Origin of the sequence: Margalitia sp. FSL K6-0131, assembly GCF_038008735.1 — a bacterium.
GTDB lineage: Bacteria > Bacillota > Bacilli > Bacillales > Bacillaceae_C > Margalitia > Margalitia shackletonii.
The window spans coordinates 1,622,618-1,648,193 of sequence record NZ_JBBOZS010000001.1 but is presented as its reverse complement, the minus strand read 5'-3'; the positions used below and the strand labels follow the sequence as shown (position 1 = coordinate 1,648,193).

At 36.7% G+C, this 25,576-nt stretch carries 22 protein-coding genes and 1 riboswitch; of the genes, 4 read left to right on the top strand and 18 right to left on the bottom strand.

Going from position 1 to position 25,576, the window contains the following annotated elements; all coding sequences use genetic code 11:
- Nucleotides 1-36: 36 nt before the first annotated feature.
- A riboswitch (M-box (ykoK) riboswitch) is annotated at nt 37-205 on the bottom strand.
- Nucleotides 206-267: 62 nt separating this feature from the next.
- Nucleotides 268-741, bottom strand: a complete 474-nt coding sequence (locus tag NSQ59_RS07880) for a spore coat protein (protein WP_055738875.1) — start codon at nt 739-741, stop codon at nt 268-270.
- A 198-nt stretch (nt 742-939) separates the two neighbouring features.
- On the opposite strand from NSQ59_RS07880, the gene NSQ59_RS07875 reads away from it, so the two are divergent.
- A complete protein-coding gene (locus NSQ59_RS07875; protein WP_152982358.1) occupies nt 940-1,086 on the top strand; it encodes a lmo0937 family membrane protein in 147 nt (48 codons plus the stop codon).
- Nucleotides 1,087-1,550: 464 nt separating this feature from the next.
- Here the strand turns inward: NSQ59_RS07875 and NSQ59_RS07870 are convergent, their stop codons facing one another.
- Nucleotides 1,551-2,426, bottom strand: coding sequence for a TetR/AcrR family transcriptional regulator (locus NSQ59_RS07870; RefSeq protein ID WP_055738874.1), 876 nt, complete (start codon nt 2,424-2,426; stop codon nt 1,551-1,553).
- Nucleotides 2,427-2,580: 154 nt separating this feature from the next.
- A complete protein-coding gene (locus NSQ59_RS07865) occupies nt 2,581-3,219 on the bottom strand; it encodes a GTP pyrophosphokinase (RefSeq protein WP_055738873.1) in 639 nt (212 codons plus the stop codon).
- Between the two features lie 311 nt (nt 3,220-3,530).
- Between NSQ59_RS07865 and NSQ59_RS07860 the strand changes: the two genes are divergently transcribed.
- The gene (locus NSQ59_RS07860; RefSeq protein ID WP_340830591.1) at nt 3,531-6,674 is read left to right on the top strand and encodes an efflux RND transporter permease subunit; all 3,144 of its coding nucleotides are present in this window, start codon (nt 3,531-3,533) and stop codon (nt 6,672-6,674) included.
- A 128-nt stretch (nt 6,675-6,802) separates the two neighbouring features.
- Complete coding sequence (locus tag NSQ59_RS07855; RefSeq protein WP_055742329.1) at nt 6,803-8,161, top strand: IS1182 family transposase; 1,359 nt, start codon at nt 6,803-6,805, stop codon at nt 8,159-8,161.
- 141 nt (nt 8,162-8,302) lie between these two features.
- On the opposite strand, the gene NSQ59_RS07850 is transcribed toward NSQ59_RS07855, so the two are convergent.
- The 6 genes from NSQ59_RS07850 to helD form a co-directional block, all read right to left on the bottom strand.
- A complete protein-coding gene (locus NSQ59_RS07850; RefSeq protein WP_055738871.1) occupies nt 8,303-8,995 on the bottom strand; it encodes an amino acid ABC transporter permease in 693 nt (230 codons plus the stop codon).
- A 121-nt stretch (nt 8,996-9,116) separates the two neighbouring features.
- Nucleotides 9,117-9,968 carry a transporter substrate-binding domain-containing protein gene (locus NSQ59_RS07845; RefSeq protein WP_055738870.1) on the bottom strand — a complete coding sequence of 284 codons (852 nt, stop codon included), beginning with the start codon at nt 9,966-9,968 and terminating at the stop codon, nt 9,117-9,119.
- A gap of 153 nt (nt 9,969-10,121) precedes the next feature.
- Nucleotides 10,122-10,910, bottom strand: a complete 789-nt coding sequence (locus NSQ59_RS07840) for a hypothetical protein (protein ID WP_340830589.1) — start codon at nt 10,908-10,910, stop codon at nt 10,122-10,124.
- A 365-nt stretch (nt 10,911-11,275) separates the two neighbouring features.
- Nucleotides 11,276-11,599, bottom strand: coding sequence for a metal-sensitive transcriptional regulator (locus NSQ59_RS07835; RefSeq protein ID WP_340830587.1), 324 nt, complete (start codon nt 11,597-11,599; stop codon nt 11,276-11,278).
- A gap of 208 nt (nt 11,600-11,807) precedes the next feature.
- Entirely contained in the window at nt 11,808-12,758 is a 951-nt protein-coding gene (locus NSQ59_RS07830; protein WP_055738867.1) for a magnesium transporter CorA family protein, read from the bottom strand.
- Between the two features lie 514 nt (nt 12,759-13,272).
- On the bottom strand, nt 13,273-15,612 hold the full coding sequence (helD, locus tag NSQ59_RS07825; protein WP_340830584.1) for an RNA polymerase recycling motor HelD: 2,340 nt from the start codon (nt 15,610-15,612) through the stop codon (nt 13,273-13,275).
- A 288-nt stretch (nt 15,613-15,900) separates the two neighbouring features.
- Here helD and NSQ59_RS07820 point away from each other — a divergent pair, with 288 nt between their 5' ends.
- A complete protein-coding gene (locus NSQ59_RS07820) occupies nt 15,901-16,308 on the top strand; it encodes a hypothetical protein (RefSeq protein WP_055738865.1) in 408 nt (135 codons plus the stop codon).
- Nucleotides 16,309-16,347: 39 nt separating this feature from the next.
- Here the strand turns inward: NSQ59_RS07820 and NSQ59_RS07815 are convergent, their stop codons facing one another.
- The 9 genes from NSQ59_RS07815 to NSQ59_RS07775 form a co-directional block, all read right to left on the bottom strand.
- On the bottom strand, nt 16,348-17,571 hold the full coding sequence (locus NSQ59_RS07815; protein ID WP_055738864.1) for a sensor histidine kinase: 1,224 nt from the start codon (nt 17,569-17,571) through the stop codon (nt 16,348-16,350).
- A gap of 3 nt (nt 17,572-17,574) precedes the next feature.
- The gene (locus tag NSQ59_RS07810; RefSeq protein ID WP_055738863.1) at nt 17,575-18,252 is read right to left on the bottom strand and encodes a response regulator transcription factor; all 678 of its coding nucleotides are present in this window, start codon (nt 18,250-18,252) and stop codon (nt 17,575-17,577) included.
- A 286-nt stretch (nt 18,253-18,538) separates the two neighbouring features.
- Complete coding sequence (locus NSQ59_RS07805; RefSeq protein ID WP_083489240.1) at nt 18,539-19,705, bottom strand: ABC transporter permease; 1,167 nt, start codon at nt 19,703-19,705, stop codon at nt 18,539-18,541.
- Nucleotides 19,683-20,393, bottom strand: coding sequence for an ABC transporter ATP-binding protein (locus NSQ59_RS07800; RefSeq protein ID WP_055738862.1), 711 nt, complete (start codon nt 20,391-20,393; stop codon nt 19,683-19,685). The genes NSQ59_RS07805 and NSQ59_RS07800 overlap by 23 nt, the downstream gene beginning before the upstream one ends.
- Nucleotides 20,394-20,395: 2 nt before the next feature.
- Complete coding sequence (locus NSQ59_RS07795) at nt 20,396-21,367, bottom strand: efflux RND transporter periplasmic adaptor subunit (RefSeq protein ID WP_055738861.1); 972 nt, start codon at nt 21,365-21,367, stop codon at nt 20,396-20,398.
- 252 nt (nt 21,368-21,619) lie between these two features.
- On the bottom strand, nt 21,620-22,306 hold the full coding sequence (locus tag NSQ59_RS07790; protein ID WP_055738860.1) for an ECF transporter S component: 687 nt from the start codon (nt 22,304-22,306) through the stop codon (nt 21,620-21,622).
- The gene (locus NSQ59_RS07785) at nt 22,282-23,937 is read right to left on the bottom strand and encodes an ABC transporter ATP-binding protein (RefSeq protein ID WP_055738859.1); all 1,656 of its coding nucleotides are present in this window, start codon (nt 23,935-23,937) and stop codon (nt 22,282-22,284) included. Before NSQ59_RS07785 ends, NSQ59_RS07790 begins: the two co-directional genes overlap by 25 nt.
- Nucleotides 23,910-24,797, bottom strand: coding sequence for an energy-coupling factor transporter transmembrane component T (locus tag NSQ59_RS07780; protein ID WP_055738858.1), 888 nt, complete (start codon nt 24,795-24,797; stop codon nt 23,910-23,912). The genes NSQ59_RS07785 and NSQ59_RS07780 overlap by 28 nt, the downstream gene beginning before the upstream one ends.
- A complete protein-coding gene (locus NSQ59_RS07775; RefSeq protein ID WP_055738857.1) occupies nt 24,798-25,571 on the bottom strand; it encodes a DUF4430 domain-containing protein in 774 nt (257 codons plus the stop codon). It abuts the gene before it with no gap.
- Between the last annotated feature and the right edge of the window lie 5 nt (nt 25,572-25,576).

The window sequence follows — 25,576 nt, the reverse complement described above, 5'->3', positions numbered from 1 at the left end:
AAAAACCGCTCAGAAGCTTATGCTTCTTGTGGTATTCCTCCGTTTCCCTCGCTTGAGCTTTAGCACTGTATAGCATAGGTAATCTGGTACCAGCTACATTAAGAAAGACCTTATTCCGATCTTTCCTGTTGACCCATTGGCGTCTCTCGACATTTTTGGGCAGCAGCTTATCTCTATACAGGAGCCTCACCTAACAGAACACGTAGAGTAATATGAAACTACATTTAATATATTGATATTTTGACAAGTTGTCAACAATGGATTTTCTTAGTATTTCATTAGCAAAGCATTTTGAACATTTTGAGCATCCTTCTCTAATAATTTTTGCAAATTAAAAGATGGGTATAGTCCATTTTTATTCATATATTCAAAAATCTTTGTATACCAGCTAATAACAATATTTAAATGGCGGTGAAAAACAGAACGTAATTCGGATGAGGTTGTTTCCGTTATGGCGCTTGCATACATTTTTATCGTAGTTTTGGCTGCTCCTAATAAGTCACCTGCAAAAAAGTTCTGCTCATTTTTACGACGGCTATATTCATTTGGAATGTTCTCCACATATGGCAATAAATCTTTTAAATTCTTTTCCACTAATTTGATGGAATAGAGGTATAAATCATGGAGTTCGTGATTAATGACTTTTCTAACGGACATTTTTAATTGAATTAAACAGTTCGCCTGGAATGTTAATAATTCATGGAGTTCCAATGATTCATGCCATGCTAACGGATGATTCATTTTCGATTTCTCCCTTCGTTATTCCCTCTATCTTATGACCAATTAGGCTTTTTTGACAGTCATCCAATCATCTTTGGGCAAATCTATTTAAGTACAACTTAATTGGAACATGATAAGGATTTAATTCTTTACAAATATATAGGTGTAATTTAAGAGACTATTGGGTAATGTAACCATAAAGAGAAAGGAGTTAGTTATATGCTTTGGACCATAATAATTATTTTAATAATTCTATGGGTTCTAGGAATAATCGGCCATATTGCAGGCGGCCTTATCCATTTACTGCTAATCATCGCAGTAATTTTATTTATTTTGAAATTAGTACGAGGAAGAAAAAACAGGTGAAAAAAAGAGCTGTCAGACAACTAACGTGGATCTGTTCCCTATCGCAAAACGTCCATTTGCACAGGAAAATGCAGGGCAATTTGTGAGGCTAAAGAGGTTAAAAAACATTAGAAATAGCAAGGGTTCATTCCCTTGCTATTTTGCTTTTAATTGCTAAATTGCGAATGAAGAAGTTCGAAACCATTTCCGCCTTCTTCGTATCGGTTTTTGTGTAGGTATGAAATAGTCGGAAAATTTCCGGCTATTGTGAATAGGGGAAGCTTAAGAAGCGAAAATAAGCGGAGAAATTCCGGTTAACCGCTCTAAATGAGACAAAATCCAAAGATTTGGATAAAATAAGCGGAAAAACTCCGCTTATTTTAAGGGAAATATGGGTATTTCCCAATTTAGCCGGAATTTTTCCGTTTATTTCTCATACCCTGTCAAATCATCACCAAGATACAGAAGTACCTAACCTTAATGCATCATAAAAGTTCAATTTCCAATACTTTCGCAATTTCTTTTCTATAGGAATCTAATTCCTTAATTGGTTTAAAATTTGCAAGCATCCCCTGAAAAATATATTTTTTCACTTCCGTTTTGTTATTTTCTTCTATTAAATAATGAATAACGTTATAAAGCTCTTCTTTTTTCTCCGGAGTGATTTCCAAGGATTCTAAGGTTTCCTTGATGCTTAATAGATTTGACAATATCTTTTGTTGATTGCTAAGCAGGCCATTAGTATATTCCTTAAAAAGACTTTTTGTTAGAAGAGGATCCAGACTGCTCCTTTTTATTCCCGCTACGACGTCATCAATTCGTTCCATCAAGAAATAGGAAATCTCAGTAGGATCCAGCTTTATTCCATCAAATACGGTGATTTTCATATAACTATTGCGGATGCCCAGACAAATTAATACCAAATCATTTATATAAGGTTGTATGGAATCACCATACGATGCAACCAGAAGTTTCTCTTCCTTTTGAAGCATGTTTAAGGTATGTTCCTTCATCAGATTTCTCAATCCCTCGTTAATGGATTGATTTTGTTCGCGGAAATACATGACGATAAAATCCCTATGCCTCATAAAATATTTGAATTGGAGATAAATTCTTTTCTGCAGTTTTTCTCTCGGAGATATATTTAATGCATCAATTTCATCCGTCTTTAGATTAAATTTATCATTATAATATTTAAATATATCAACCAGCAATTCTTCCTTCGAGGAGAAATAATTATAAAATGCCCCTTTAGATATCCCGTAACTGCTGACAATATCTTGGACAGATGTGGATTGAAATCCTTTTTCAGCAAATAATTTAATAGCTGTTTCGATAAGTTCCTTTCTTCTTTGCTTCATCATGGTCCCCTCTTTTATCGTCAAGCGCAAGCACCGCTTATTGGTACCACACCTGATGCACCTATACCTTCTCTTTCATGATCAATCTGGTGCACGTCCTCTAGCCATAACACCTATCGGCTAGAGGATGAACAAGGCGTTTACGCTTTTGTTATTATAACGGTAAAAATATAGAATCTCTTACCGCGTCTATCGCATTTACCTCATCACGAATACCCTTCATTTTTTCATCCAACATTTTCACACTATCAGCAGCTTCCTTAAGTTCATCCTTTAAATATTGCGGAATATCCCGATTATATTTATAGAAGATTTTGTGCTCTAGACTTGCCCAAAAATCCATTGCTAATGTTCTTAACTGAATTTCAGCCATTACATGTTCCACCCGATGTGTCAGCTGTACAGGAATTTGCACGATTAAATGTAAGCTTTGATAGCCATTTGGTTTCGGATTGCGAATATAATCCTTTACTTCTACTACCTTTAAATCTTTTCTCTTTAAAAATAAGTTATAAATTTCATAGATATCGGAAACAAAAGAACAGACGATTCTTACGCCAACAATATCCAGGAGATGCTGCTTTGCATTTTCCAGTGTTGGTTCGATTCTCTTTCTTTTTAACTTTTCCAACATACTTGACGGTGTTTTAATTCTTGTTTTAATATGCTCGATGGAATTATTTTCTCCCATTAGAAAGGCTTCTTCGACCATTATATTTATTTTTGTCTTTAAATCATCTAATCCGAACTTATAGGGAAGAATAAACTCTTTCCATTGATTTGTGTCGTACATAGTAACTCTCCTTTAATATGCATCCTTTTATAGGATAAAAGTTTCAATTTAGTCTGTTTTCGTACCTAAACCTTCCCATCCGTCATTTATTACGAATCTTAAGTAGGCTTGGTTTCGTGGCATCTTTTCTTTAAATGGTAACCATTTCAAAACAGATTGAGGAAGTTTATAAGATTTACTTTTACAAAAGCAACAAAAATTTAAGAAAAGAGCCTTATTTAACAGAACTTTCACTTGCTAATGTATGACCAGTCATTTATATTATATTTTGATATGACTAGTCGGTCAACCTTAAGAAGGAGCGATATACCTTGAATCGAATCATTAACTTTTGTATGAAAAATAAGTTCGCGGTATGGTTAATTACCATCATTGTTGTCGCGGCAGGATTGTACTCTGGTGTTAATATGAAGCTGGAAACAATACCGAATATTACGGCTCCAGTAGTGATGGTTTCCACTGTATATCCGGGGGCAACACCTGACGATATTGCGGAAAAAGTAACGAAACCGATCGAACAAAGAATTAAAAACCTACCTGGTGTAGAGGTAGTAAACTCCACCTCATCACAAAATGTGTCATCCATCCAAATTCAATATAAGTTTTCAAAGGATATGGATAAAGCAGAGTCTGAGGTAAAAGAAGCGGTATCATCTATCACATTACCGGAGAAGGTAAATACCCCAAAAGTATCGAGATTAAATATTAACGATTTCCCTATCCTTTCATTAAGCATTACAAATACGAAGCAATCACTTGAAGAGTTAACCAAAACAGTTGAAGAAGATATAGCTCCTTCATTAGAAGGAATTGATGGAGTTTCTCAAGTTCAAGCTTCAGGACAATTTGAAAAAGAAGTAGACATTACCTTCGATAAGAAGAAATTGGAAAAATACGGTTTATCCGAAGATACCGTTAAACAGCTTATACAAGGCTCAGATGTCTCTGTGCCACTTGGGCTGATTAATTTCGGGGATAAGGAAAAAACCGTTGTTGTCGATGGAAATATCCATTCTATCAATGATTTGAAAAACATTAAAATACCATACACGCCACAAGTAAGTGCAGGTATTTCTAAACAGGGTGCTATGCCTCAAACTGGTGCTGGACAAACCACACCACAAGCAGGAATGAAAAATACAAAACAAACTGTTCCAGGCATACCAACTGTAAAACTGACGGATATCGCAAAAGTTGAAATCGTTGGAAAGCATGAATCCATTTCCAAAACAAATGGCGCTGATTCTATTGGTGTTCAAATAACGAAATCTTCAGATGCAAACACAGTGGATGTTGCAAATAATGTAACGAAAAAAATCAATGAGTTGAAAAAAGACCATAACGGCTTAAAAGTAGTGAAAATGTTTGACCAAGCTACACCGATAAAAGATTCTGTGAACACGATGTTAAACAAAGCCATTATTGGTGCATTATTTGCCGTTATCATTATCTTGTTATTTTTAAGGGACTTCCGTTCAACAATTATTTCGGTTATATCGATTCCATTATCGTTATTAATTGCTATTTTAGCTTTAAAACAAATGGATATTTCCCTTAACATGATGACATTGGGTGCAATGACCGTTGCAATTGGTCGGGTGGTCGATGATTCGATTGTCGTTATTGAAAATATTTACCGAAGAATGTCTTTAACAGACGAAAAACTTCGGGGTAACGATTTAATTAGAGAAGCTACAAAAGAAATGTTCAGACCAATTATGTCTTCTACTATCGTGACGATTGCTGTATTCTTGCCGCTTGGACTTGTATCAGGGATGGTTGGACAGCTATTCTTACCTTTTGCTTTGACTATTGTTTTCGCTCTTTTGGCATCTTTACTTGTTGCCATAACCGTTGTACCGATGTTTGCAAGTTCGCTATTTAGTCGCGGGGTAAAGAAAAAACATCAACACGATAAAAAACATGGAAAAATATCTACTTTTTATAAAAAGATATTAAATTGGTCCCTGAACCATAAATTGATTACGTTTGGAATTGCTATCTTAATATTTATTGGAAGTTTGTTCTTAATCCCAGCGATCGGGGTAAGTTTCATTCCTTCTGATCAACAAAAAATGGTGATGGCAACCTATAAGCCAGATCCTGGACAAACAAGAAGTGATGTAGAAAAAATAACATCCAAAGCAGAAGACTATTTTGAAAAACGTGCAGGTGTTAAAAATATTCAATACTCGGTCGGCAGCGGAAATCCAATGAATCCGGGTGATAATAATTCAGCATTATTCTATGTTGAATATAATAAAGATGCGAAAAACTTTGATAAAGAACCTGAGAAAGTCATTAAAGATCTTCAGGCAATGACTAATAAGGGTGTATGGAAATCACAGGATTTCGGCACTTCAGGAAGCAGCAACAATCTTGAAATCATAGTATACGGCGATAACTTAGAGCAAATTAAACCTGTGATTTCAGATATTGAAAAAATAATGAAACAAAATCATACATTAAAAAATGTAGAATCAAGCCTTTCTAAAACATACGAACAATATACTTTAGTTGCAGATCAAAGTAAGTTAAGCAGCTATGGACTGACTGCCGGACAAATCGGTATGGAGTTAAGCCGCGTAGGAGAAAATCCTGTTTTGACAACCATCCAAAAGGATGGCAAAGATTTAAATGTATACGTAACGGTAGATCAAAAATCATATAAAAATATAAACGATCTAACGGATACAAAAGTCAAATCAGCGCTTGGCACCGATGTTGCCTTAAATGATGTTGTGAAAGTTCAAACCGGGGAATCCCCTGACTCTATTTCAAGACAAAACGGAAGAATTTATGCAAGTGTGAGCGGAGAAATCAAAGGAAAAGATGTTTCAAAGGTTTCCGCAGATGTTAAGAAGAAGGTAGATAAGATTAAGCTGCCAAACAATGTAGAGGTCTCCATGGGCGGTGTAACGAAAGATATAAATGAATCCTTCTCTCAACTTGGTCTTGCGATGCTCGCAGCGATTGCGATTGTATATTTGGTTCTCGTCATTACATTTGGCGGAGCACTAGCACCATTTGCAATCCTATTCTCCCTACCGTTTACGATTATCGGAGGATTACTCGCCCTCCTTATTACAAGGGAAACATTAAGTATTTCTTCGATGATTGGAGCACTCATGCTGATCGGTATCGTAGTTACAAATGCGATTGTGTTAATTGACCGTGTGATTCATAAGCAGCAGGAAGGTTTATCCACTCGCGAGGCGTTGTTAGAAGCTGGCGCTACGCGGATTCGTCCAATTTTGATGACTGCCCTTGCCACTATCGGAGCGTTATTGCCACTGGCTTTCGGGTTCGAAGGAAGCGGTCTGATTTCGAAGGACCTAGGAGTTACCGTTATCGGCGGACTTACAAGTTCAACGCTACTAACGCTTATCATTGTGCCAGTAGTATATGAGTTTCTAATGAAGTTTAAAAAGAAGAAAAAGGTTGTTGAAGAATAAATGAAAATGAGGTCACTTCTCTAATGAAGTGACCTCTCAGACTGTAGACAAACTCGATGAAGATCGAGCTTGCCTACAGTCTTTTTTGTTTTAAAATATAAATAGAAATAATACTTGGGGTGATGAAGATGCTTTCAAAACATAATTCCATTCAACGTGATCAAGTAGAAATGATCGCTTTAGACCAGTTGGTTCCCGAAAATCATTTAGTCCGAAAAATGGAGGCAGCGATTGATTTCTCTTTCATTTATGATTTAGTGGAAGAAACATATTCCGCAGTTGGACGCCCAAGTATTGATCCCGTGATCTTGATTAAACTTACCTTTATTCAATATACATTTGGCATTCGTTCGATGCGTCAAACGATTGAAGAATTAAAAACGAATATGGCCTATCGCTGGTTTCTTGGTTATGGTTTCTATGATAGAGTCCCTCATTTCTCTACCTTTGGAAAAAACTATGAGCGTCGTTTTAAAGATACCGATTTGTTTGAACAGATTTTCTATCGAATTCTAAAAACAGCAGCGGAAAAGAATTTGATAAGTGCAGAACATGTTTTTATCGACTCCACTCATGTAAAAGCGAGTGCGAATAAACGTAAATTCGAAAAAAAGGTGGTCCGAAAAGAAACACGTGCCTATCAAGAACAGCTCCAAGAAGAAATCAATCAAGACCGGGAAGATCATGGAAAAAAGCCATTTCCACCAGATAAATTTGAAAAAGAAGATACAAAAGAAATAAAAGAAAGTACCACAGATCCTGAGAGTGGTTACTATGTGAAAGACGAACGGACTAAACAGTTCGCCTATTCTTTTCATGCAGCTTCTGACCGCAAAGGATTTGTTTTAGGAAATATGGTGACACCAGGAAATACCCACGATAGCGTAATCCTAGAACCATTAGTAGAACAAGTAATGGATATTGTAGGAAAGCCCGATGCCGTTGCGGCAGATGCAGCTTATAAAACACCGGCCATCACGAAATACTTAATCGAAAACGAAATGACACCTGCTTTACCTTATACAAGACCACGTACAAAAGAAGGTTTCTTCCGAAAACACGAGTACGTATATGATGAATACTATGATTGTTACATATGCCCATCAGGGGAGATATTGAATTACTCTACCACGACAAAAGAAGGGTATCGTGAATACAAATCTTCTAAGCATATTTGCGCTAATTGTCCATTTTTATCGCAATGTACGGAGAGTAAGGATCATCAAAAAGTAGTGACTCGTCATATTTGGCAAGAGTACCTTGAGGAAGCAGATCATCTTCGTCATCACAAAGAGGTAAAAACGATATATGCGAAACGCAAAGAAACGATTGAGCGTGTATTTGCAGACGCAAAAGAAAAGCATGGTATGCGTTGGACAACGTTAAGGGGACTTAAAAAATTGTCGATGCAGGCGATGCTTACTTTCGCTGCCATGAATTTGAAGAAAATGGCCAACTGGATATGGAAAGGTCCGGAAATGGCCTAGTAGATGAGGATGAGAGAGGTCAGCATACACCCAAAAAGGTAAAAAAGTAAGAACAAAATCAAAAGGGGTTCGGAATGTGACCATTCCGAACCCCTTTTGTCTACAATCTGTGAGGTCACTTCTCTAATGAAGTGACCTCTTTCATATATCCATTTCATATCTTTTTTCCATGTAATCCTGAATAAAGGAAATTAGGGTACAGAGTGCCCAGTAAATTAGGGCAACTAAAATATACATTGTCATATAATCGAATTCTCTTCCACCGACAATTTTCGCCTTTTGAAACATTTCCGGCACCGTAATCATGGCTGCCAGAGAGGTTCCTTTAATTAAATCAAGAAACACATTGAATAAGGGAGCAATGGCAATCCTAATGGCTTGCGGAAGAATAATTCTTCTCATTGTTTGCCAGTAGGAAAAACCAAGCGATGCAGCTGCCTCCCACTGACCTTTTCCAACAGAGGAAATGGATGAACGGCAAATTTCCGCCATAAAAGCCGCGCTATTTAGTGTAAAACCAATAATGGCTGCCGTCACTGCGGTAAATTCGATTCCGATGATTGGAAATCCATAGTATAGTAAAAACAATATTACTAGGATTGGTACACCACGCATGAAGGAAATGTAGATCCTAGAAAACCATCTTAGTAATCGAAACTTCGAAGTTCTTGCTAATGCCAAAAAAAAGCCAAGGACAAGTCCCAACGCCATACTGACGAAGGAAAGCAGCATTGTGTAGCCAATTCCTTGTAGCACATATGGGAAGGACTCAATAGCGAGCTTTATATTAAATAAATATTGCCACTGAATATCACCCAATTGTCCTTCCCTCATTTCTTAATTAGATTTAATATCAATGTTGTTTAAAATTTTTGCCTCATACATATACGTGAACCGGTTTTATTCGGAATGAAAACTAGCGTGAATGTATTCGTATAAGGTGATTTGATAGAGCTTATTTCGAAAACTTAATATTCGGTTTTACTGACACATCATCACCTGCAAAGAATTGCTTAGATAGCTTTGTAAGAGTGCCGTCTTCCTTCATTTTTTTCAAGGTACTATCAATCTTATTTTTTAATTCCTGATTATCTTTTTTCATAATCATTCCGCCGCTGCTAGGTGAAAAGCGGATATGTGGTTCAATCATGATGTTTAATTTTGAATAATACGCAATCGCTAGCTTTTGCAGATAATAATCATTTAAAATGACATCTGTTCTTCCCGTAGAAACATCACGTAAATATTGGTCATTGGTTGCATTATCATAGATAACTTCCTTAGCACCATGATCACGTGCGATTTTCATATAAGTAGTGGTTGCTTCCCCAGCTGCTTTTTTTCCTTTTAAATCATCCAAGGAATGAATGCCGGAGCTGTCGCTTTTGCGAACAATTGCCGAACCAAAAGAATATTTATATGGAGCTGAAAAGGCAAATTTCTTTTCACGGTCCTTTGTTATCGCAATATCATTTGCAGCAAGATCTACTTTACCGCTATTTACAGAAGTAAGCATTCCGTCGAAGCCCATTTCTATAAATTTAACCTTTAATCCTAATCTTTTTGCTACTTCACGAACTACTTCCACATCATATCCCGTTAATTGATTGGATTTTGAATCGTGATAGGAGGCAGGGTAAAGTGTTCCGGAAGTGGCAACAGTTAGCTCACCCTTTTCCTTAATTTTATCCCAAGCTGTTTGTTTTTGATTTTCAGTTTTATTGCTTCCACAAGCTGCAGTTACCAACATGACTGCTACTATAAACAGAACGATTGGAAGCCGTTTCAATGTATGTACTTTAAACATGTAAATATCCCCCATTAATGTTTTATCAAAAGACTGCTTTCCAGCCTCAACAGATTAAAACATAGCATTGAACTTGGATTTGTGCAATGGAAATTTTAGTAGACAGAATTTTAGATTAATAGGGCCAATTCATTCTCTGAATTGGCCCTTCCTTCATTTAATTTCAATGACAAACGGAAATATTCTTACTTTCCCATTTTGTTTAAATTCCGCCCAGATTTTATAAATTCCAGGCATTTCAAATTCCGTTTCAAATACAGGTTCTTCTTCATTTTTGGGGTGTACATGTAAATATTTTTTGCCATTTTCATCAAGGATAACAACATGACCGACAGCGCCTAGATAAGGCTCTAAGTGGGAACGATCAAGATCGAATGTTAAAGTAGCTGGTTTGGATGCTTGGAATGTATTCATTTTTAATGAAACAGTTTTTTGCTCAACCGTTTTTGTTAATGAACTATCAGGAACAAGTGCTTCATGATCATTTGCCCCTTTTTCCTGCCCGACAACGAATGGTACGGGCACAACATGATAAGCTAAATTTTTTGGTTTAATATCAATAAATGCCTTATACGAACCATCCGGCAGCGTTTTGCGGATACTAAAGTCTCCATTTTCAAGCCGCTGTGGATGCAGATGATAATAGTGTTGAAGAGAATCATCTACTATGATTAAATGAAGCAGCTTTTCGTGATTAACCTCTAAATCCTTCACTGTTTTTCCAGATAAGTCCTTAATGGATATGGTCATTAGACCGTCCGAATAATGCAAATCTGTTTTCACTTCACTTTTCTCATGTGAATCTGCATGCATTTGGCTCATGCCTTCTTCATGATGGTCCATTTTGGCTTCACTGCTTTTTGGATAGAACTGTGCATATACCATATATCCGCCCATTACGACAGCTAAGTAAAGAACTGCAATAATTGCCCATTTTTTCACTGTAAACACCTCTTATATTTTTTATTTACTATACCTAGGTATCCTATATTTCAAATTAAAAAAATAAAATTCACTTATTTTTTTCTAAAGTTGTATTCACAATCAATTGTTGGTTCATCTCATATTTTTAATTTACTATACCCCCCTATCCTATGTCAATAAGAGAAAATAATAAAATGGAAAATAGGCTTGTCCATTTTTATTAATAAACTTATCTATATAAGGTTTGATCCCGTATTAATGGACGGTAAATCTAGGTAACTGAATCCAATATACCGTCCGTTAATACCCGAATATTCGTAACTAAATAGAAGCTTAGAAAGGCATTGCAACAGGACGTTACGATGCACCAAGGGAAAATTCACTTATTTCTTCATAAGCTTTTGAAATGTTGTTAATACCTCATCCAACACATCCATATCCCCTTGCTGAATTCGCTCTACTACACAGCTCTTCATATGCCCCTCCAATAATATTTTCGCAACGCTATTTAAAGCAGCTTGAGTAGCTGATATTTGTGTTATAACATCATCACAATAAGTATCCTTTTCAATTAGCCCTTTTATTCCTCGAATTTGTCCTTCAATACGATTTAAGCGTGTGATTAAATTTTTTTTCGTTTTTTCAGAATGGTGAGAGACCAGCTGCTCATCTGTTTTCACGAAATCATCTTGCTCCCCTATTACCATGAAAAATACCCCCATTCCGTATTCTTTGTTCTTCAAATCGTGTCCTTTTATTGTATGCAAATAAAAAGAAATGTTATGTACTATTGTAGGTAATCATGTAAAAAGACTGATCAAAAGACCAGTCTTTTTTGAGAAAGAAGAAAGTAGCAAATAAGCTAAAAATATAACTGTGTCTAGCTCAAACTACTATCAGCTAGCGGATATTTTATTAAAAATATTTCTTTTTCCAAAAAATAAAGGCTATGGTTGCAGCCAAAAATATTGAAACTAAAATTGCCGATAAAAATCCGTGTGGATAATGCTCCAAACCAAATGGCAACGGAACGTTCATTCCTAAGAAGCTGGCTACCATGGTAGGAAAAGCGAGAATAATGGTAATCGAAGTTAAAAACTTCATGACCACGTTAAGATTATTCGAAATGATCGACGAAAAAGCGTTCATCATACTTGTTAAAATCGAACTATAAGTTGCAGCCATTTCGATAGCCTGCGTATTTTCAATCATAACATCTTCTAATAAATCTTCGTCTTCCTCATACATTTTTAAATATTTTATCCGAAGAATTTTATCTAAAACCATTTTATTAGATTTTAAAGAAGTGGTAAAGTAAACCAAACTTTTTTCTAATGCTAATAATGAATATAATTCCTTATTGGTCATGGATGAATGATGGAGTTCACGTTCCACATCATCTGTTTTTTTGTTAATTTGTTTCAGATATCTTAAGTAATAAGATGAAATAACAAAAAGAATCTGAAATGCAAAACGGGTTTTTTTATACGTATAAAATTCTTTAATTTTATTGTTTTTAAAGTCCATTAAAACAGGTGCATCTTTTAATGAAATCGTAATAAAACAGTCTTTTGTCAAAATCATTCCCAATGGAAGAGTTTCATAAACGGAATAACCGGATTCATCCCTCACCATATACGGATAATCGATAATGATAAAAACATCGCCTTCTTCTTTTTCAATTCTGGATCTTTCTTCATCATCCAGTGCATCACGGATAAAATCAACAGGAACATTCGCTTCTTTGGCGACTCTTTGAATTTCCTGTTCATTTGGAGAGCTTAAATTTACCCAGCACCCTTTTGTGATTTCATCCACTACCTCAAGTTTTCTCGATTCAATATTTGTTTTGTAAATTTCAAGCATAAATAACCTCCTCTCTTGTATGGAGGAAGCCATCAGTACCTTCATCAGAGTGGATATTTAGTTAAGGCCGTTTTCATATAAATTATTGCTATTTGTTTTAAACCCTAATTTAATCTTAGTTTCGGACATCTTTTCTTAAAATGGATATCCATTTCTAAGCCGAATAAGAAAATTTATTAGGTTTTCATTTTTAAAAAGCAACAAGTTTAAGAAAAGAGCCTTGGTTAGTACCAATTCCTTTTCGACGTAAGATTTTTGACTTCCTCGTAATTACTTGGTTCAGGACCATTGGAATCCAAATATACCAACCCCTTTACAGTATGCTTCATGTTAATCTTATACCCAAATGCTTGAAAGAACAATGGGGTAAATAATCATTTTATTTTTCTGATATCGTTTTTTTATTATATTGTTGTAAAAGTGATTTGTTTATGAAACGACCATATTTATTTTTATTGTTCACCTTCACACCACTTTATACAAATATACAAAAAAAGAGAATGAAAATTTCTTTTCATTCTCCTCTGATTTCGGCTATTTGATAATAGTCATTTTGCACTGAATTTAATAATCTTGTTGGCGTTCCAATGCTTGTTATCACTAAACGATGCATCGCTCTAGTGCAAATCGTGTAAAGCAATTTTCTTTCTGAGTCTCTATATACTTCATCCGATGCGTTTAAAACAATGACACTGTCGAATTCCAAGCCTTTAGCAAGGTACGAAGGGATCACGATAACTCCTTCATTAAATTCCCTTGTTTCCATTCCTAAAAGAGTAACATCCATTCTCATCTGCAAATATCTGAAAGCTTCTTCGCATTGTTCCAAGGATTTACCGATTATGGCAACCGTGTTGCTTTCCTTGGAAAGGCATTTTGCCTTTTCAAAAACTTTTTCCAGCATTTCATTTTTATTTTTCGTTATAAGTACGGTCGGCAATTCACCATCACGTTCAAATAGTTCCACTTCCTCCCCATCCTCTAAAATGGCCTTCGTAAAACGTGTGATGGGCATGGTGGATCTGTAGCTTTTCTTTAAATAAACAATCTCACTTTTTTGATTCTGGAATATTTCCTCTGCAATTTGAATTTTTGATTCGCTTTCCGTTCCATGAATTGATTGATTAATATCTCCGAGCATCGTAAATTTACTGTAGGGAAATAAAAAACGTAAATATGCGAGCTGAATAGGTGTATAGTCTTGGATTTCATCGATAAAAACATATTTCATGGAGGTTTGCGATTTTTTCCCCTCTATTAGGTCTGATAAGTACATATAAGGAACTACATCCTCCATTTGTATTTGCTTATTTCGGAGACGACTGATGGTTTGCGATCTTATAGAATCCCACTCAGATTGGGAAATACCCAGTTTATCTAATTGCATGAGTTTTGGAACCTGTTCTAAAAAATGAATATATTGAGCTTTTCGATGAAAAAAGCGGTATTGCTTCACACTTCTTTTCAGCCTTCTAAAATACCGGCCAACAATCTCCTTAGCAAGATAAGACTTTTCTTGTTCAAAGGAGTCAAAAACTTCATCATTCTTCCCCGATTTTACACTTTTAAATGCAGCTAGGAAATCGTCCCTATCTAAAAGCTCCATTTGCTCCTCTACCCACTCTTCTTGCTCCTCCTCCCTTGCTTTTTCATCTAACATTCTCAGCAGTTGTTTAGCCACTAACGGAAAACGATTGGGCAAGGAATAGGATTTGTCATAAGAGTAAAACAGCTCAGCGATTTCCTGTTTAGAAATTAATTGCTTTCCGCGAAAAACAATATCCCTGAAAAACAATCCATTATCCAAAAGCTGTTCTGCATATTGTTGGATTGCATGGTAAAAATCGAGGCTGCCTTTCACGTTGATTGCTTTTTCCCTAATATCTGATTGCTCATCACGGTCTTTAAGGCGGTTTTCGAATTGTTCAAACAGGCTCTCTACTTCAAGATCTTTACCAATTCGATGGCGAGCATAATCATAAAAGGTAGTCTGCACCATATTATTTTCACCAAGTTCAGGCAGAACCTTTGAAATATAACTATTAAATAACGGATTTGGAGAAAATAATATAATTTGTTCGGCATTCAGTGACTCTCTGAAATGATACAAAAGAAAGGCAATTCGTTGTAAGGCAACGGATGTTTTTCCGCTTCCAGCAGCTCCTTGCACAAAAAGAAGCTGACTTTTAATATCGCGAATGATTTTATTCTGTTCCTTTTGAATGGTGGCAACAATACTTTTCATATGGGTATTTGCTTTTGCCCCTAATATCTCTTGGAGCATTTCGTCCCCAATCGTTACCCCTGTATCAAACATCGACTGAATCACGCCATCACGAATGAGAAACTGCCTTTTTAATTCCATTTCACCATACCGCGTTCCTTCAGGTGTTTTATAAGATACCGGCCCCGGAATCCCATCATAGTAAATGCTTGAAATAGGAGCCCGCCAATCATAAACAAGATATTCATCGTGTTCATCCAGAAAAGAAGCTATCCCAATATAGATTTGCTCCAGAGGTTCCTTTTCCTCACTAAAATCAACTCTTGCAAAATAGGGGGAGGAAGCGAGCTTTTGCAGGGTTTTTACGTTTTCTTCCACATGACCGTAGCTTCGTTCCCGCTCAGAAAGCAATTCCATCTGCTGTTTGATGCTTGTCATCGTTTCAATAACATCATCTGGTTCATCAAAATTTACAGTGACATCCTCCCAGAAATTTTTGCGAATTTCCTCCGCTTCCTGTTTTACATTTTCAGCACTTGCTATTAAGGTATTTATGTGACTCCTAACTTTTTTTACGGTATAATCTACTCTCTCCTGTTCCTGAGTCCATTCTCTGCTTTGATTTTCCATGAAAGCACCTCCGAGGAAAAATAGTTGACATCCAGTTTCTTTTGTGGTAATGTTATTATAGGATATTTATATTTTTATAATTTAAACTGATGTCGACCATCTTTTATCATATCATGGTTTCATCCAGTTTGCCATCTTTATTTGTAAAAGACTTTTTGATATGTCTTTTTTTTATTTTCGTTTCCTCTCTATTATGACCCCTAACCTTTTATCCCTTATCATTTTTAAGAAAAAATTAAGTAATATTTCTCATAATCATAATAAATGTATTTTTAAGGAGAGATGATTATGAGAAGAATTCATTATTGGGTTGGATTTTTAGCAGCTCTTTTATTATTTATCCAATCTGTTTTTGGTATTTATACGTATTTTCAACAAAAAAGCATGCAACAAAACGCACAGGCATTTTTTCAGCAACGGCAATCTAATTTTCAGAGTCAAGATTCCAACCCGAATTCTTCGGATAATAGCAGCTCTGCAGGACAAAATGGGACATCCTCTTTCAATGGACAAAATCGCAACTTTTATCGCGGACAAATGAATTTTAATCGGCAAGGTAATACATTTACGATGACACTAAGAAGACTGCAAAACAATATTATCAGTTTACTGATTATGTTGATTATTTCCGGATCAGGGCTTGTACTATCCATTATAGTTGGAATGAATCGTAAGAAGAATGCAGAACCCGCATAATGAGAAAAGAGGTGAAGCAATTTACTGCATCACCTCTTTTTAAATCTTTTTCCTCTTAGAGAACAAAATCTCAAATTTTGTCCCTTTCCCTAACTTACTTTCCACTCTTATTTTCCCTGCATGCTTATCGATAATCCATTGAGCAATGGATAAACCAAGCCCCAAGCTTTCTGATTTCGTTCTGGATTTATCCACTTGATAGAACCGGTCAAAAATATGAGCGAGATTTTCTTCTTTCATCCCAATTCCATTATCTTTTACTGTTAATCCAATATGGCTCTTTGTTTCAAAGCATGATAATTCGATGATTCCGTTATCTCCTGTATATTTCATAGCATTGTCCAATAGAATGACAATCAATTGATGAATTCTATCCCGATCACCAAAAAAGGTTATAGGAGGTGCAGAAGTTAACGTAATCGCCTTTCCTTGAAAGGATGCAACTTCTGAAAAATGCTCTACAATATCTCTTAGTAACTCATCTAGATAAAAATCCTTTCGTTCAATCTCCAATTCATTGGAGTCTGATCTTGCCAATGTTAATAGATTCGCAACAAGCTTCGCTAATCGCCGGCATTCTTTTAAAATTATCGATATATCTGGGAGTTTATCTTGTATGGTTGCTTCTGGTGTTTGTAATAATAAGTCCCCACGGGTTTGAATGACAGTTAGTGGTGTCCTCAATTCATGGGAAGCATCCGAAACAAATTGCTGTTGTTTATCCCAAGCATTTTTAATTGGTCGCAATGCTCTTTCTGCCAAAAATAAACCTGCTGCAATAGCAAGAATGATCCCAATTGCTCCTCCTATCAACATCATCAACAACAAACGTCGTAAAATGTTTCTTTCTATATCTACATTACGAATAAATTCCAGCTTTACCGGCTGATTATTCATTGTTGCTTGAACGGATATTGTATGAAAATAGAAACCTTCCACCGCGATTGTTTGAATTTTGTCAAAAGTGTGTGGGATAAAACGATCTTGATAATTATCCTGAATAGCATTTTTGTTCAAAAGCTCGTTTTTTTCATTCCAGATCAGAACGATTATATTGTTACGAGGATCCCGACCTTGCACTCCCAATTTTGGAATTTCTCCTGTCAGTCCGACTCTTCCTACCATATCCTGCAGCGAATGATCCGCATCTCTGTATACATAAATACGAATGTAAGAATAGATCATACTGCCTAAAATATAAATAATTAAAATAAAAACAATTGAATTTAAAATGGTAAGGTTTATACGTGTCTTTTTGAACATATGCTACTCCTTAAATTCTTTCAGTATATACCCCACTCCGCGGACATTTTGAATATCCTTATGATAGCCGTAAGCCTCAAGTTTTTTTCGCAAGTGATGAATATACACTTCGACAATGGCAACGGTGGTATCGGAATCAAATCCCCAAATTCGATCATATATTTGCTCTCTCGTTAAAATTTTTCCGTGATTTTGAATTAAGTATTCTAAAAGCTCATATTGCTTAATCGTTAGTCTAACTGGTGTTCCGTCAACTTTAATTTCTTGTTCTTTTCCAAAAAGCTCAATACCGCGATAACGAATGGTATGTTCAATCGTTAAGCTGCCGCTTCTTCTTAATAAAGCCCGAATTCTGGCAATTAGTTCTGGTGCCTGGAACGGCTTAACAAGATAATCATCACCGCCTATTTCAAGACCTTTTACACGGTCTTCGAGCGCATCCTTTGCAGTTACAAATAGAACTGGTGTCATAATCCGATCTGCTCGAAGTTTTTTTAAAATCTCAAAACCATCCATGCCCGGAAGCATTACATCAAGGATAATGGCATCATATATATTTTGAAAGGCAAGAAATAATCCTTCTTCTCCATCTGTAGCGGAGTCCACTTCAAATTCATCACTTAATATTTTTTTCATTGATTCTAATAAATCTATATTATCTTCAACAATCAATAGTTTCATCGGGATAAACGACCTCCATTTTTATTTATTCTACCAGATGCGACCATCTTCTAAAACTTTGATATATTTTTGACTGTTTGCTTTAAAATTTCAAAAGTGGAGCTGTTTGAATCAAGGATGAAATGTGCCAAAACGGAAAAAAACAGCCTGTTTTGTCACACATAACGGATCTGGTGTCCGCTTGTGGGTTTCTTAAAGAAATTAGTCATTCCATTTACAAATTAGCGGAGTTTAACAAAAACACCTACATTAAAAACGATTGCGCGAACTACGCAATCGTTTTTTGTTATTCGAACCTTAAGGCATGGATTGGATGTAGTTTGGATGCTTTGTTTGCTGGAAAAACACCAAAAATGACACCCACTAATAAAGAGAAGATAAAAGCGATTGCCGTTACCGGTAAAGAAAAGGCGATGGTCGAATTCGTAATAGAACCATAGACATTGGTTGCTATAAATCCAAGAACAATTCCTAAAATGCCTCCCATGGCACTGAGAACAATGGATTCTATTAAAAATTGTGTTAAAATGTCTTTTCGTTTCGCGCCAATTGCTTTTCGAATGCCGGTTTCCTTCGTCCGTTCTGTTACAGATACAAACATAATATTCATGATTCCGATTCCTCCAACTAATAAGGAGATACTTGCAATTCCTCCGAGCATCATGGTCATCGTTTTCGAAACAGAGCTCATTGTATCCATCAAGTCTTGTTGACTCACGACGCTGTAACTATCCTGACTATGGAAAATAGATAACAAGGAACGCTCCAGCATATTTTGTACAAAGGTTAATTGATTTTCATTTTGTGCTTGAACATATACCGTTTGAACATTTAGGGAAGCCAGCACACGTTCAGCTGTACTCAACGGTGTAATAATGACGCTGTCACCGCTTTCTCCAATAGAACTGCCTTTTGATGCTAATACCCCGACAATTTTAAAAGATGTTCCATTGATTTGAACGTATTTTCCGACTGGGTTTTCCGCTCCAAAAAGAGTCTGTGCCGTATCTGATCCTAATACCGCTACCTTCATGCGAAACTCATTATCAATATCGGCTAAGAATCGTCCATTTGAAACAGGCGTATTTCGAATAGTTTTATAGGAAGATGTTGTCCCAATCATGCTTACCTGTGTGGATGTTCGGCCATTCTTAGCGGTAATTCTGCCTTGAACAGCGGGTGCAACATCTTTTACTCCGGTGATTTTCTTTAAGCCTTCTGCATCTGCTTCTTTAAAATCACTTGAACTCGAATCTAAAACATTCACCGTTAATAGATTTGTCCCAAGATTATTAATTTGATCCGTAACGGTTTTCGTTGAGGATTGCCCTATTGAAACGAGTACAATAACCGAGGATACCCCGATGATGATGCCTAACATGGTTAAAAATGCTCGTAATTTACTACTCTTAATATTGCGTAATGCCATTTTAATAGACGGAAGAAGCTTCAAGAAGATCCCCTCCCTTTTCAAACAATTTCCCATCTTTCATTTGAACAATTCTCCTTGCCTGTTCTGCTACTTCTAAATCATGTGTAATCAAAATGACGGTATGACCGATTTTATTTAATTCCTTCATGACATCCATGATTTCCTTACTTGTTTTACTATCCAGTGCACCTGTTGGTTCATCGGCAAGTAAAATAGAAGGATTGCATACTAAGGCTCGAGCGATAGCGACACGCTGCTGCTGACCACCAGAAAGTTGTGTTGGAAGATGGGCAGCACGATCTAAAAGCCCCACTTTTTTCAAACACTCAAGTGCCATTTCTTTTCGTTCCTGAGTCGGAATGCCTTTATATAAAAGCGGAAGTTCCACATTCTCTAAAGCGGTTAATTTGGATAGAAGATTAAAGTTTTGAAAAATAAACCCGATTTTTTGATTTCTTATTGTAGCCAATTGATTATCACTCAAGCTACCAACCTTTTTATCCCCAAGGATATATTCACCAGAGTCAGGCTTATCAAGACATCCAATCATATTCATCAGCGTTGACTTTCCAGAACCAGAAGGACCAATGATCGCTAAAAACTCACCTTCATTAATCTCCAGAGATATCCGGTGGAGAGCGGTTACCGTTTCCCCACCGATTTTATAAGATTTCACCATGTTCTGTATGGAAATAAGAGGTTTAGTCATGATTAATTACCTCCTCCGCTTTTCATACCGCCACCATTATTGCCCCAATTTCCACGTTCCACTCGGTTAAATCCACCATTCATACCGCCGCCCATTCCTCCCATGCCGCCAAATCCGCGCATGTTGCTTGAGCTATTGGTAGTGCTCTTCGAAATTGCAGGAAGCTGCACTTGTTGTCCCTCTTGTAGGCCGCTTGTAATTTCTACATAACTATCATTATTAATGCCTGTTTTCACTTCTTGACTTGTAATTTGTCCGTCTGAGCTTTTCACCATAACAAATTTCTGTTTTCCATTCGTATGTACGGCTTCAACAGGTACATAGAGGACATTATCCTTGCTTGCGGTTAAAATCTTCGCTTCCGTAGTCATCCCTACTTTAAAATTTTTAGGACTTGTCAGATGGACAGTTACATTGAAAGTAGATACTCCATTCGATACATCGCCTTCTTCCGCAATATCCGTAACTTTGCCTGCAAACGTTGTATCTGGAAAAGCATTCGCCGTTACTTCAGCAGTTTGGCCTTTTTTAATTTTGGAAATATCTAACTCATCAATTTTAACCGTTGTTTGAAGATCTTTATAGTTTGTGATGTGTGCCACGACGGTACCGCTATTCAATCGGTCCCCGCTTTCTATAGACAATGAAGTAACCGTACCTTTGATAGGCGCTGTAATAGGGTCACTGCCATCCGTAAATGTCACCAGCTCTTGTCCTTTGGAGACTGTTTCATTTGCAGATACTAAGACTTCATCAACCACTCCATTAGCGCTTGCTTTTACATCTTCAGAGCTTGCAGACTCAACAGAACCTGATCCACTTATTTGAACCTGTAATTTTCCTTTTTGAACAGTTGCCACCGGATTGGACACTGCCATCACCTGGTTCTGATTTTGCTTTTTGCTGAAATAAAACCATGAACCACCGCCAATTACAAGAACAAGAACAACAATAGTAATAATCCACTTTTTCAATGTCTTTACTCCTTTCACATTGGAACACCGATTATCATTTGGAAATGTTTCTCTTTGTATGAGATAAGCCTATTATGGAGAGGATTTCTTAATTTTTGCTTAATCAGATTATGTAAAATGAAGCCTTTTCCTTACAATATTTTTCTAAGGAACATTTTCCTAGCTATTCTTTCATGGTTATCTTTAGCAAATTAAAAATATAATAAAAAGCACACAAGAATTCCTAATGAATCCCGTGTGCATTCATGTTTATTATAAATCCAATAATCCATACTTCTTCCGAAACCTTATCAGGATTTTCACCCAACTATTCGAAAAAATAGCTAAGAAAAAGACATTGGATAGGGCGTGGGCTAAATCAAAGTAAAAGCCTATTGCGTAATATGCAATAAATTGGGCAAGGGTGATGTTTTGAAATATGGTTACTACATAAGATAAATTCATCAGCCAATCAAATAAAAATCCTGCAATAAAGCCAAACAAACATCTAGAAATGGTTGTTCTCATGAACCATGTATTTCGCAAAAATCCGGCAATCATTCCAATCATTCCCCATGCGTACATTTGCCAGGGTGTCCAAGGTCCTTGACCGAGAAAAAGATTCGAAACTAAAGCTGCAAGTGCCCCAACCACAAATCCACTTTCGGCACCAAGCGCTGCTCCCGTTACAATGATGACAAATGTAGTAGGCTGCACATTAGGAATCGAAGAAAAAGGGATTCTGCTGACGGCTGCGATTGCTGCAAGAACTGCCAACATAACAAGTTCTCTGCCGGAAACTTTGCGCCGCTCAAAGCGGATGATAAAAGGGAGAAATGTACAAACCATGAACAATATACTTACTAAAATATAATGGTGCTGTGCGATTAATGTAAAGGCTACTAATAGTAACAGCAGAAGGATTACCAGAAATCCTAGGACATTCCGAGAACGTGCCATACTTTCCGTGCCTCCTCTACCGTTAAAACGTCCGGAACATGACTGCCTCTTGTAATCCGATTAATCACAGTTGTGTAAAATGCATTCCCCCGAAAAAACTTATCAGGAGATGCGGTTACCGTTATATTTCCTTGAAACATCATCCCACAGCGGGTTGCATATTGAGCAGCAAACTCGATGTCATGCGTGACCATTACAATCGTCAAGCCATTTTTTTGCAATGCCTTCAATAAGTTTCCCAGCCTCCTCTTCGTTTCCGGATCGAGTCCCTTTGTCGGTTCATCTATTAATAAAATGGAAGGGTTCGAAAGCATCACCCCCGCAAGTGCAGCCTTTTGTACTTCACCGCCACTAATATCATATGGATGGCGATTCTTTAATTCAGTTAGATTAAAGGTTTCAAGTAAATGATTGATTTTTGCTTCTCGATCCGCTAGATTTTGCTTCTTGGCAATCTCTGTTAATTCATCGAGGATTGTTTCCTGCAAAAAGAAGAGCTTTGGATTTTGCGGTAAATACCCCATCTCGATTGGTAACGGTCCTTTTACTTTTTTACCTTTATACACTATTTCCCCACGTTGTGGTTTTTGAAGGCCGTCCATTATTCTAAGCAAGGTAGATTTCCCAGTTCCGTTAGCTCCCACAATCGAAAACCATTCTCCTTCGTATATCTCCATTGATAGATTATCGAGAATTTTTTTTTGATTCCTTTCATATTGAAAATCAATTCCCTTCATTGTTACCAATGGCTTCGGAAACGAAGGGGTTTCTACATCCTGTTGTATAGTTTCTATCTTTAATTTTCCGACCCAACGCTTGCCTTCCTTAATGGTTAATGGTATCTCTTCTTCTTTAATCGCATGTGCTTGCTCCAAATATAGCAAGGCACTGCTTGGAAGATAGGAATACATATTATTAGATGGATTCATGCCTATTTCCCGAATAATTTTACGCGGCGACCCATCATGCTTTTTCTTTCCCTGTTCCAATACTAGCACCCGATCTGCAAGCGCAAACAATTCTTCCAATCGATGCTCTGCAATGATAACGGTAATCCCAAATTCTTCATTCATCCGATGGAGCATTCCGATAAAATCTTTTGCTGCAATTGGATCTAATTGTGCAGTTGGTTCATCCAGAAGCAGTACTTGCGGTTCCATTAATAAAACAGATGCCAAATTCAACAATTGCTTTTGACCGCCAGATAATTCATGTGTTCTTTTATGCAATAAATTTTCTAATCCGAAAAAATGAATCATCTCCGCTACTTTTTTACGCATCTCATCAGTAGGAGTTCCGATATTTTCCAATCCGAATACAAGCTCCTCCATTACTTGATCCATCACGATCTGATTTTCCGGATCCTGAAACACCATCCCAATACTCTGAGCCAATTGTTCACTTGAAAAATGAGAAATAGCCTGATTCTGAAAAAATAAATCTCCTGTCCATTTCCCATGTGGAGCAATCTCTCTTTTTAGAAGCCTCAGAAGAGTTGATTTCCCGCTTCCAGATGGGCCGCAAAGAACGATAAATTCACCTTGCTCTATTTGGAAGGAGATATTATCTATTGCTTTTCTTGGTTGATCTGGGTAATGAAATGTTATATTTTTCGCTTCCAATAGTGCCATTGCAATGCCTCTCTTTCTTCTATACCAAGCGGAAAACCTATAAATAGAATAAAAATAACGAGATAAAACCATTCTCTTCCTTCTAGATAAATCGGTTCTAAAACAGGGCTAATCGATAAAACACCATCACCAAGCCACCATCCGAAAATACTTACGCTTCCAATAGCCAGCATATAAATAAGCGCAAACCAATCCTTCCTTTTCATTTGAAAAGGGATGTAGCGACTTCTTTTTCGTAATCCATATCCTCTTGCCGCCATCGAATCGGCTGTTTGTAATGCCTCTTCTAGCGACCAGGTAAGTAATATTTGCACAAGTTGAATTCCGTTTTTGGATCGTTGTTTTATCGTTCCAGTCTTTATGGAATGACCTTTACTCCGCTGGACCGTTTCAATTTCCGCCAATCTTCTTCTAAGTAAAGGGACAAATCGCAGCGAAATCATCGTTAGTAATGCCCACTGCGGCAGCCATTTTGAAAATAAGTACAAAAATTTATCGGCGGTAATGACAAGATTATAGGATGTAAATAAAACCATTAAACAAAAAAGCGATAAAGCCAAAATAATCCCTTGAATGATTGCTTCAAGCGTAACAGGATTTTCTCTAAGATAGAACAATATATGTGACCCTCGATGATTAGTAAGTGGGGTTAATATAAGAAAAAAAACGGATAGAATCCATACCATCTTCCACCACTTTTTCAATGTCATACCGCGGTCGAGAGCAATATTATAAAAAATAAGAATCATAGTACCCATAAATAAAAACACCGGATGCTTATTAAGCATAACCAGTGCTGCCGCTCCTACGTAATATAGGAAACAAACGATAGGGTGAAATGAACGAAAGCCTCTATTCATTTATTTCGTGTCCTTTGTATAATCTGTCGTATAAATCCAGCGAACCTGGTCACCGCTTTTGACCGCTTTAACTCCGGCACTGCGGTCAAGTTTCACACCGTTCTTTTCGGCAATCCAGCCGCTTAAAGGCCCATGGTCAAATTCATATAAATCGCCAATCCCTTCTACATATGCCGATGCACCGCTGCCTCGTACACTAATCGGAATTCCTTTTTGTTTAAGGATTGTTCTTGTAGCAGAAAGAAATGTATCACCATTTTGAATGGTTACTTGCGTCGGAGAAAGAATGGTTTTATTCAAATCTTTACTTACAATCGAAATGGTTACGGTTAGCTTGGGCTTGGGTGCTGTTGGTGTCGTTTTTGGTTTTGATTTATTTGTATTGTTATTCTGATTTGTATTTGGTTTTGAAGTTGCCGTTGAAGTTGAGTTTGTGTTAGGTTTAGTTGCTGTCTTTGTTTTTGCACTTGTTGGCGCTTGTTTTTTTACAGAAGTTGATGTTGATTGGGTACTATTCGATCTCTCGCCTTTACCAGCCGATTTTTGCGAAGCTGTTTCAGACTTATTTTCAGAAGTTGATGTTTTCGTATTATTAGTTTCGGTTTTAGATTGTTGTTTTGAAGTATTTTCTTTTACATTTTGGTTAGCGGAAGCAGATTCGGTATATGTTCCTTCCTGCTGTTTTGGACTTACAGAGTCTTTTTGACAGCCGGAAACCATGAAAATAACAAGTAGTGCAATTAGCATTATGAAAGGTGTTTTAAATATTTTCATATTTC

Bases quoted from the DNA above. Each gene is read 5' to 3' on its own strand.
- NSQ59_RS07880 (WP_055738875.1), bottom strand. From the start codon at position 741: ATGAATCATCCGTTAGCATGGCATGAATCATTGGAACTCCATGAATTA.
- NSQ59_RS07875 (WP_152982358.1), top strand. From the start codon at position 940: ATGCTTTGGACCATAATAATTATTTTAATAATTCTATGGGTTCTAGGA.
- NSQ59_RS07870 (WP_055738874.1), bottom strand. From the start codon at position 2,426: ATGAAGCAAAGAAGAAAGGAACTTATCGAAACAGCTATTAAATTATTT.
- NSQ59_RS07865 (WP_055738873.1), bottom strand. From the start codon at position 3,219: ATGTACGACACAAATCAATGGAAAGAGTTTATTCTTCCCTATAAGTTC.
- NSQ59_RS07855 (WP_055742329.1), top strand. From the start codon at position 6,803: ATGCTTTCAAAACATAATTCCATTCAACGTGATCAAGTAGAAATGATC.
- NSQ59_RS07850 (WP_055738871.1), bottom strand. From the start codon at position 8,995: ATGAGGGAAGGACAATTGGGTGATATTCAGTGGCAATATTTATTTAAT.
- NSQ59_RS07845 (WP_055738870.1), bottom strand. From the start codon at position 9,968: ATGTTTAAAGTACATACATTGAAACGGCTTCCAATCGTTCTGTTTATA.
- NSQ59_RS07835 (WP_340830587.1), bottom strand. From the start codon at position 11,599: ATGGTAATAGGGGAGCAAGATGATTTCGTGAAAACAGATGAGCAGCTG.
- NSQ59_RS07830 (WP_055738867.1), bottom strand. From the start codon at position 12,758: ATGCTTGAAATTTACAAAACAAATATTGAATCGAGAAAACTTGAGGTA.
- helD (WP_340830584.1), bottom strand. From the start codon at position 15,612: ATGGAAAATCAAAGCAGAGAATGGACTCAGGAACAGGAGAGAGTAGAT.
- NSQ59_RS07820 (WP_055738865.1), top strand. From the start codon at position 15,901: ATGAGAAGAATTCATTATTGGGTTGGATTTTTAGCAGCTCTTTTATTA.
- NSQ59_RS07815 (WP_055738864.1), bottom strand. From the start codon at position 17,571: ATGTTCAAAAAGACACGTATAAACCTTACCATTTTAAATTCAATTGTT.
- NSQ59_RS07810 (WP_055738863.1), bottom strand. From the start codon at position 18,252: ATGAAACTATTGATTGTTGAAGATAATATAGATTTATTAGAATCAATG.
- NSQ59_RS07800 (WP_055738862.1), bottom strand. From the start codon at position 20,393: ATGACTAAACCTCTTATTTCCATACAGAACATGGTGAAATCTTATAAA.
- NSQ59_RS07790 (WP_055738860.1), bottom strand. From the start codon at position 22,306: ATGGCACGTTCTCGGAATGTCCTAGGATTTCTGGTAATCCTTCTGCTG.
- NSQ59_RS07785 (WP_055738859.1), bottom strand. From the start codon at position 23,937: ATGGCACTATTGGAAGCGAAAAATATAACATTTCATTACCCAGATCAA.
- NSQ59_RS07780 (WP_055738858.1), bottom strand. From the start codon at position 24,797: ATGAATAGAGGCTTTCGTTCATTTCACCCTATCGTTTGTTTCCTATAT.
- NSQ59_RS07775 (WP_055738857.1), bottom strand. From the start codon at position 25,571: ATGAAAATATTTAAAACACCTTTCATAATGCTAATTGCACTACTTGTT.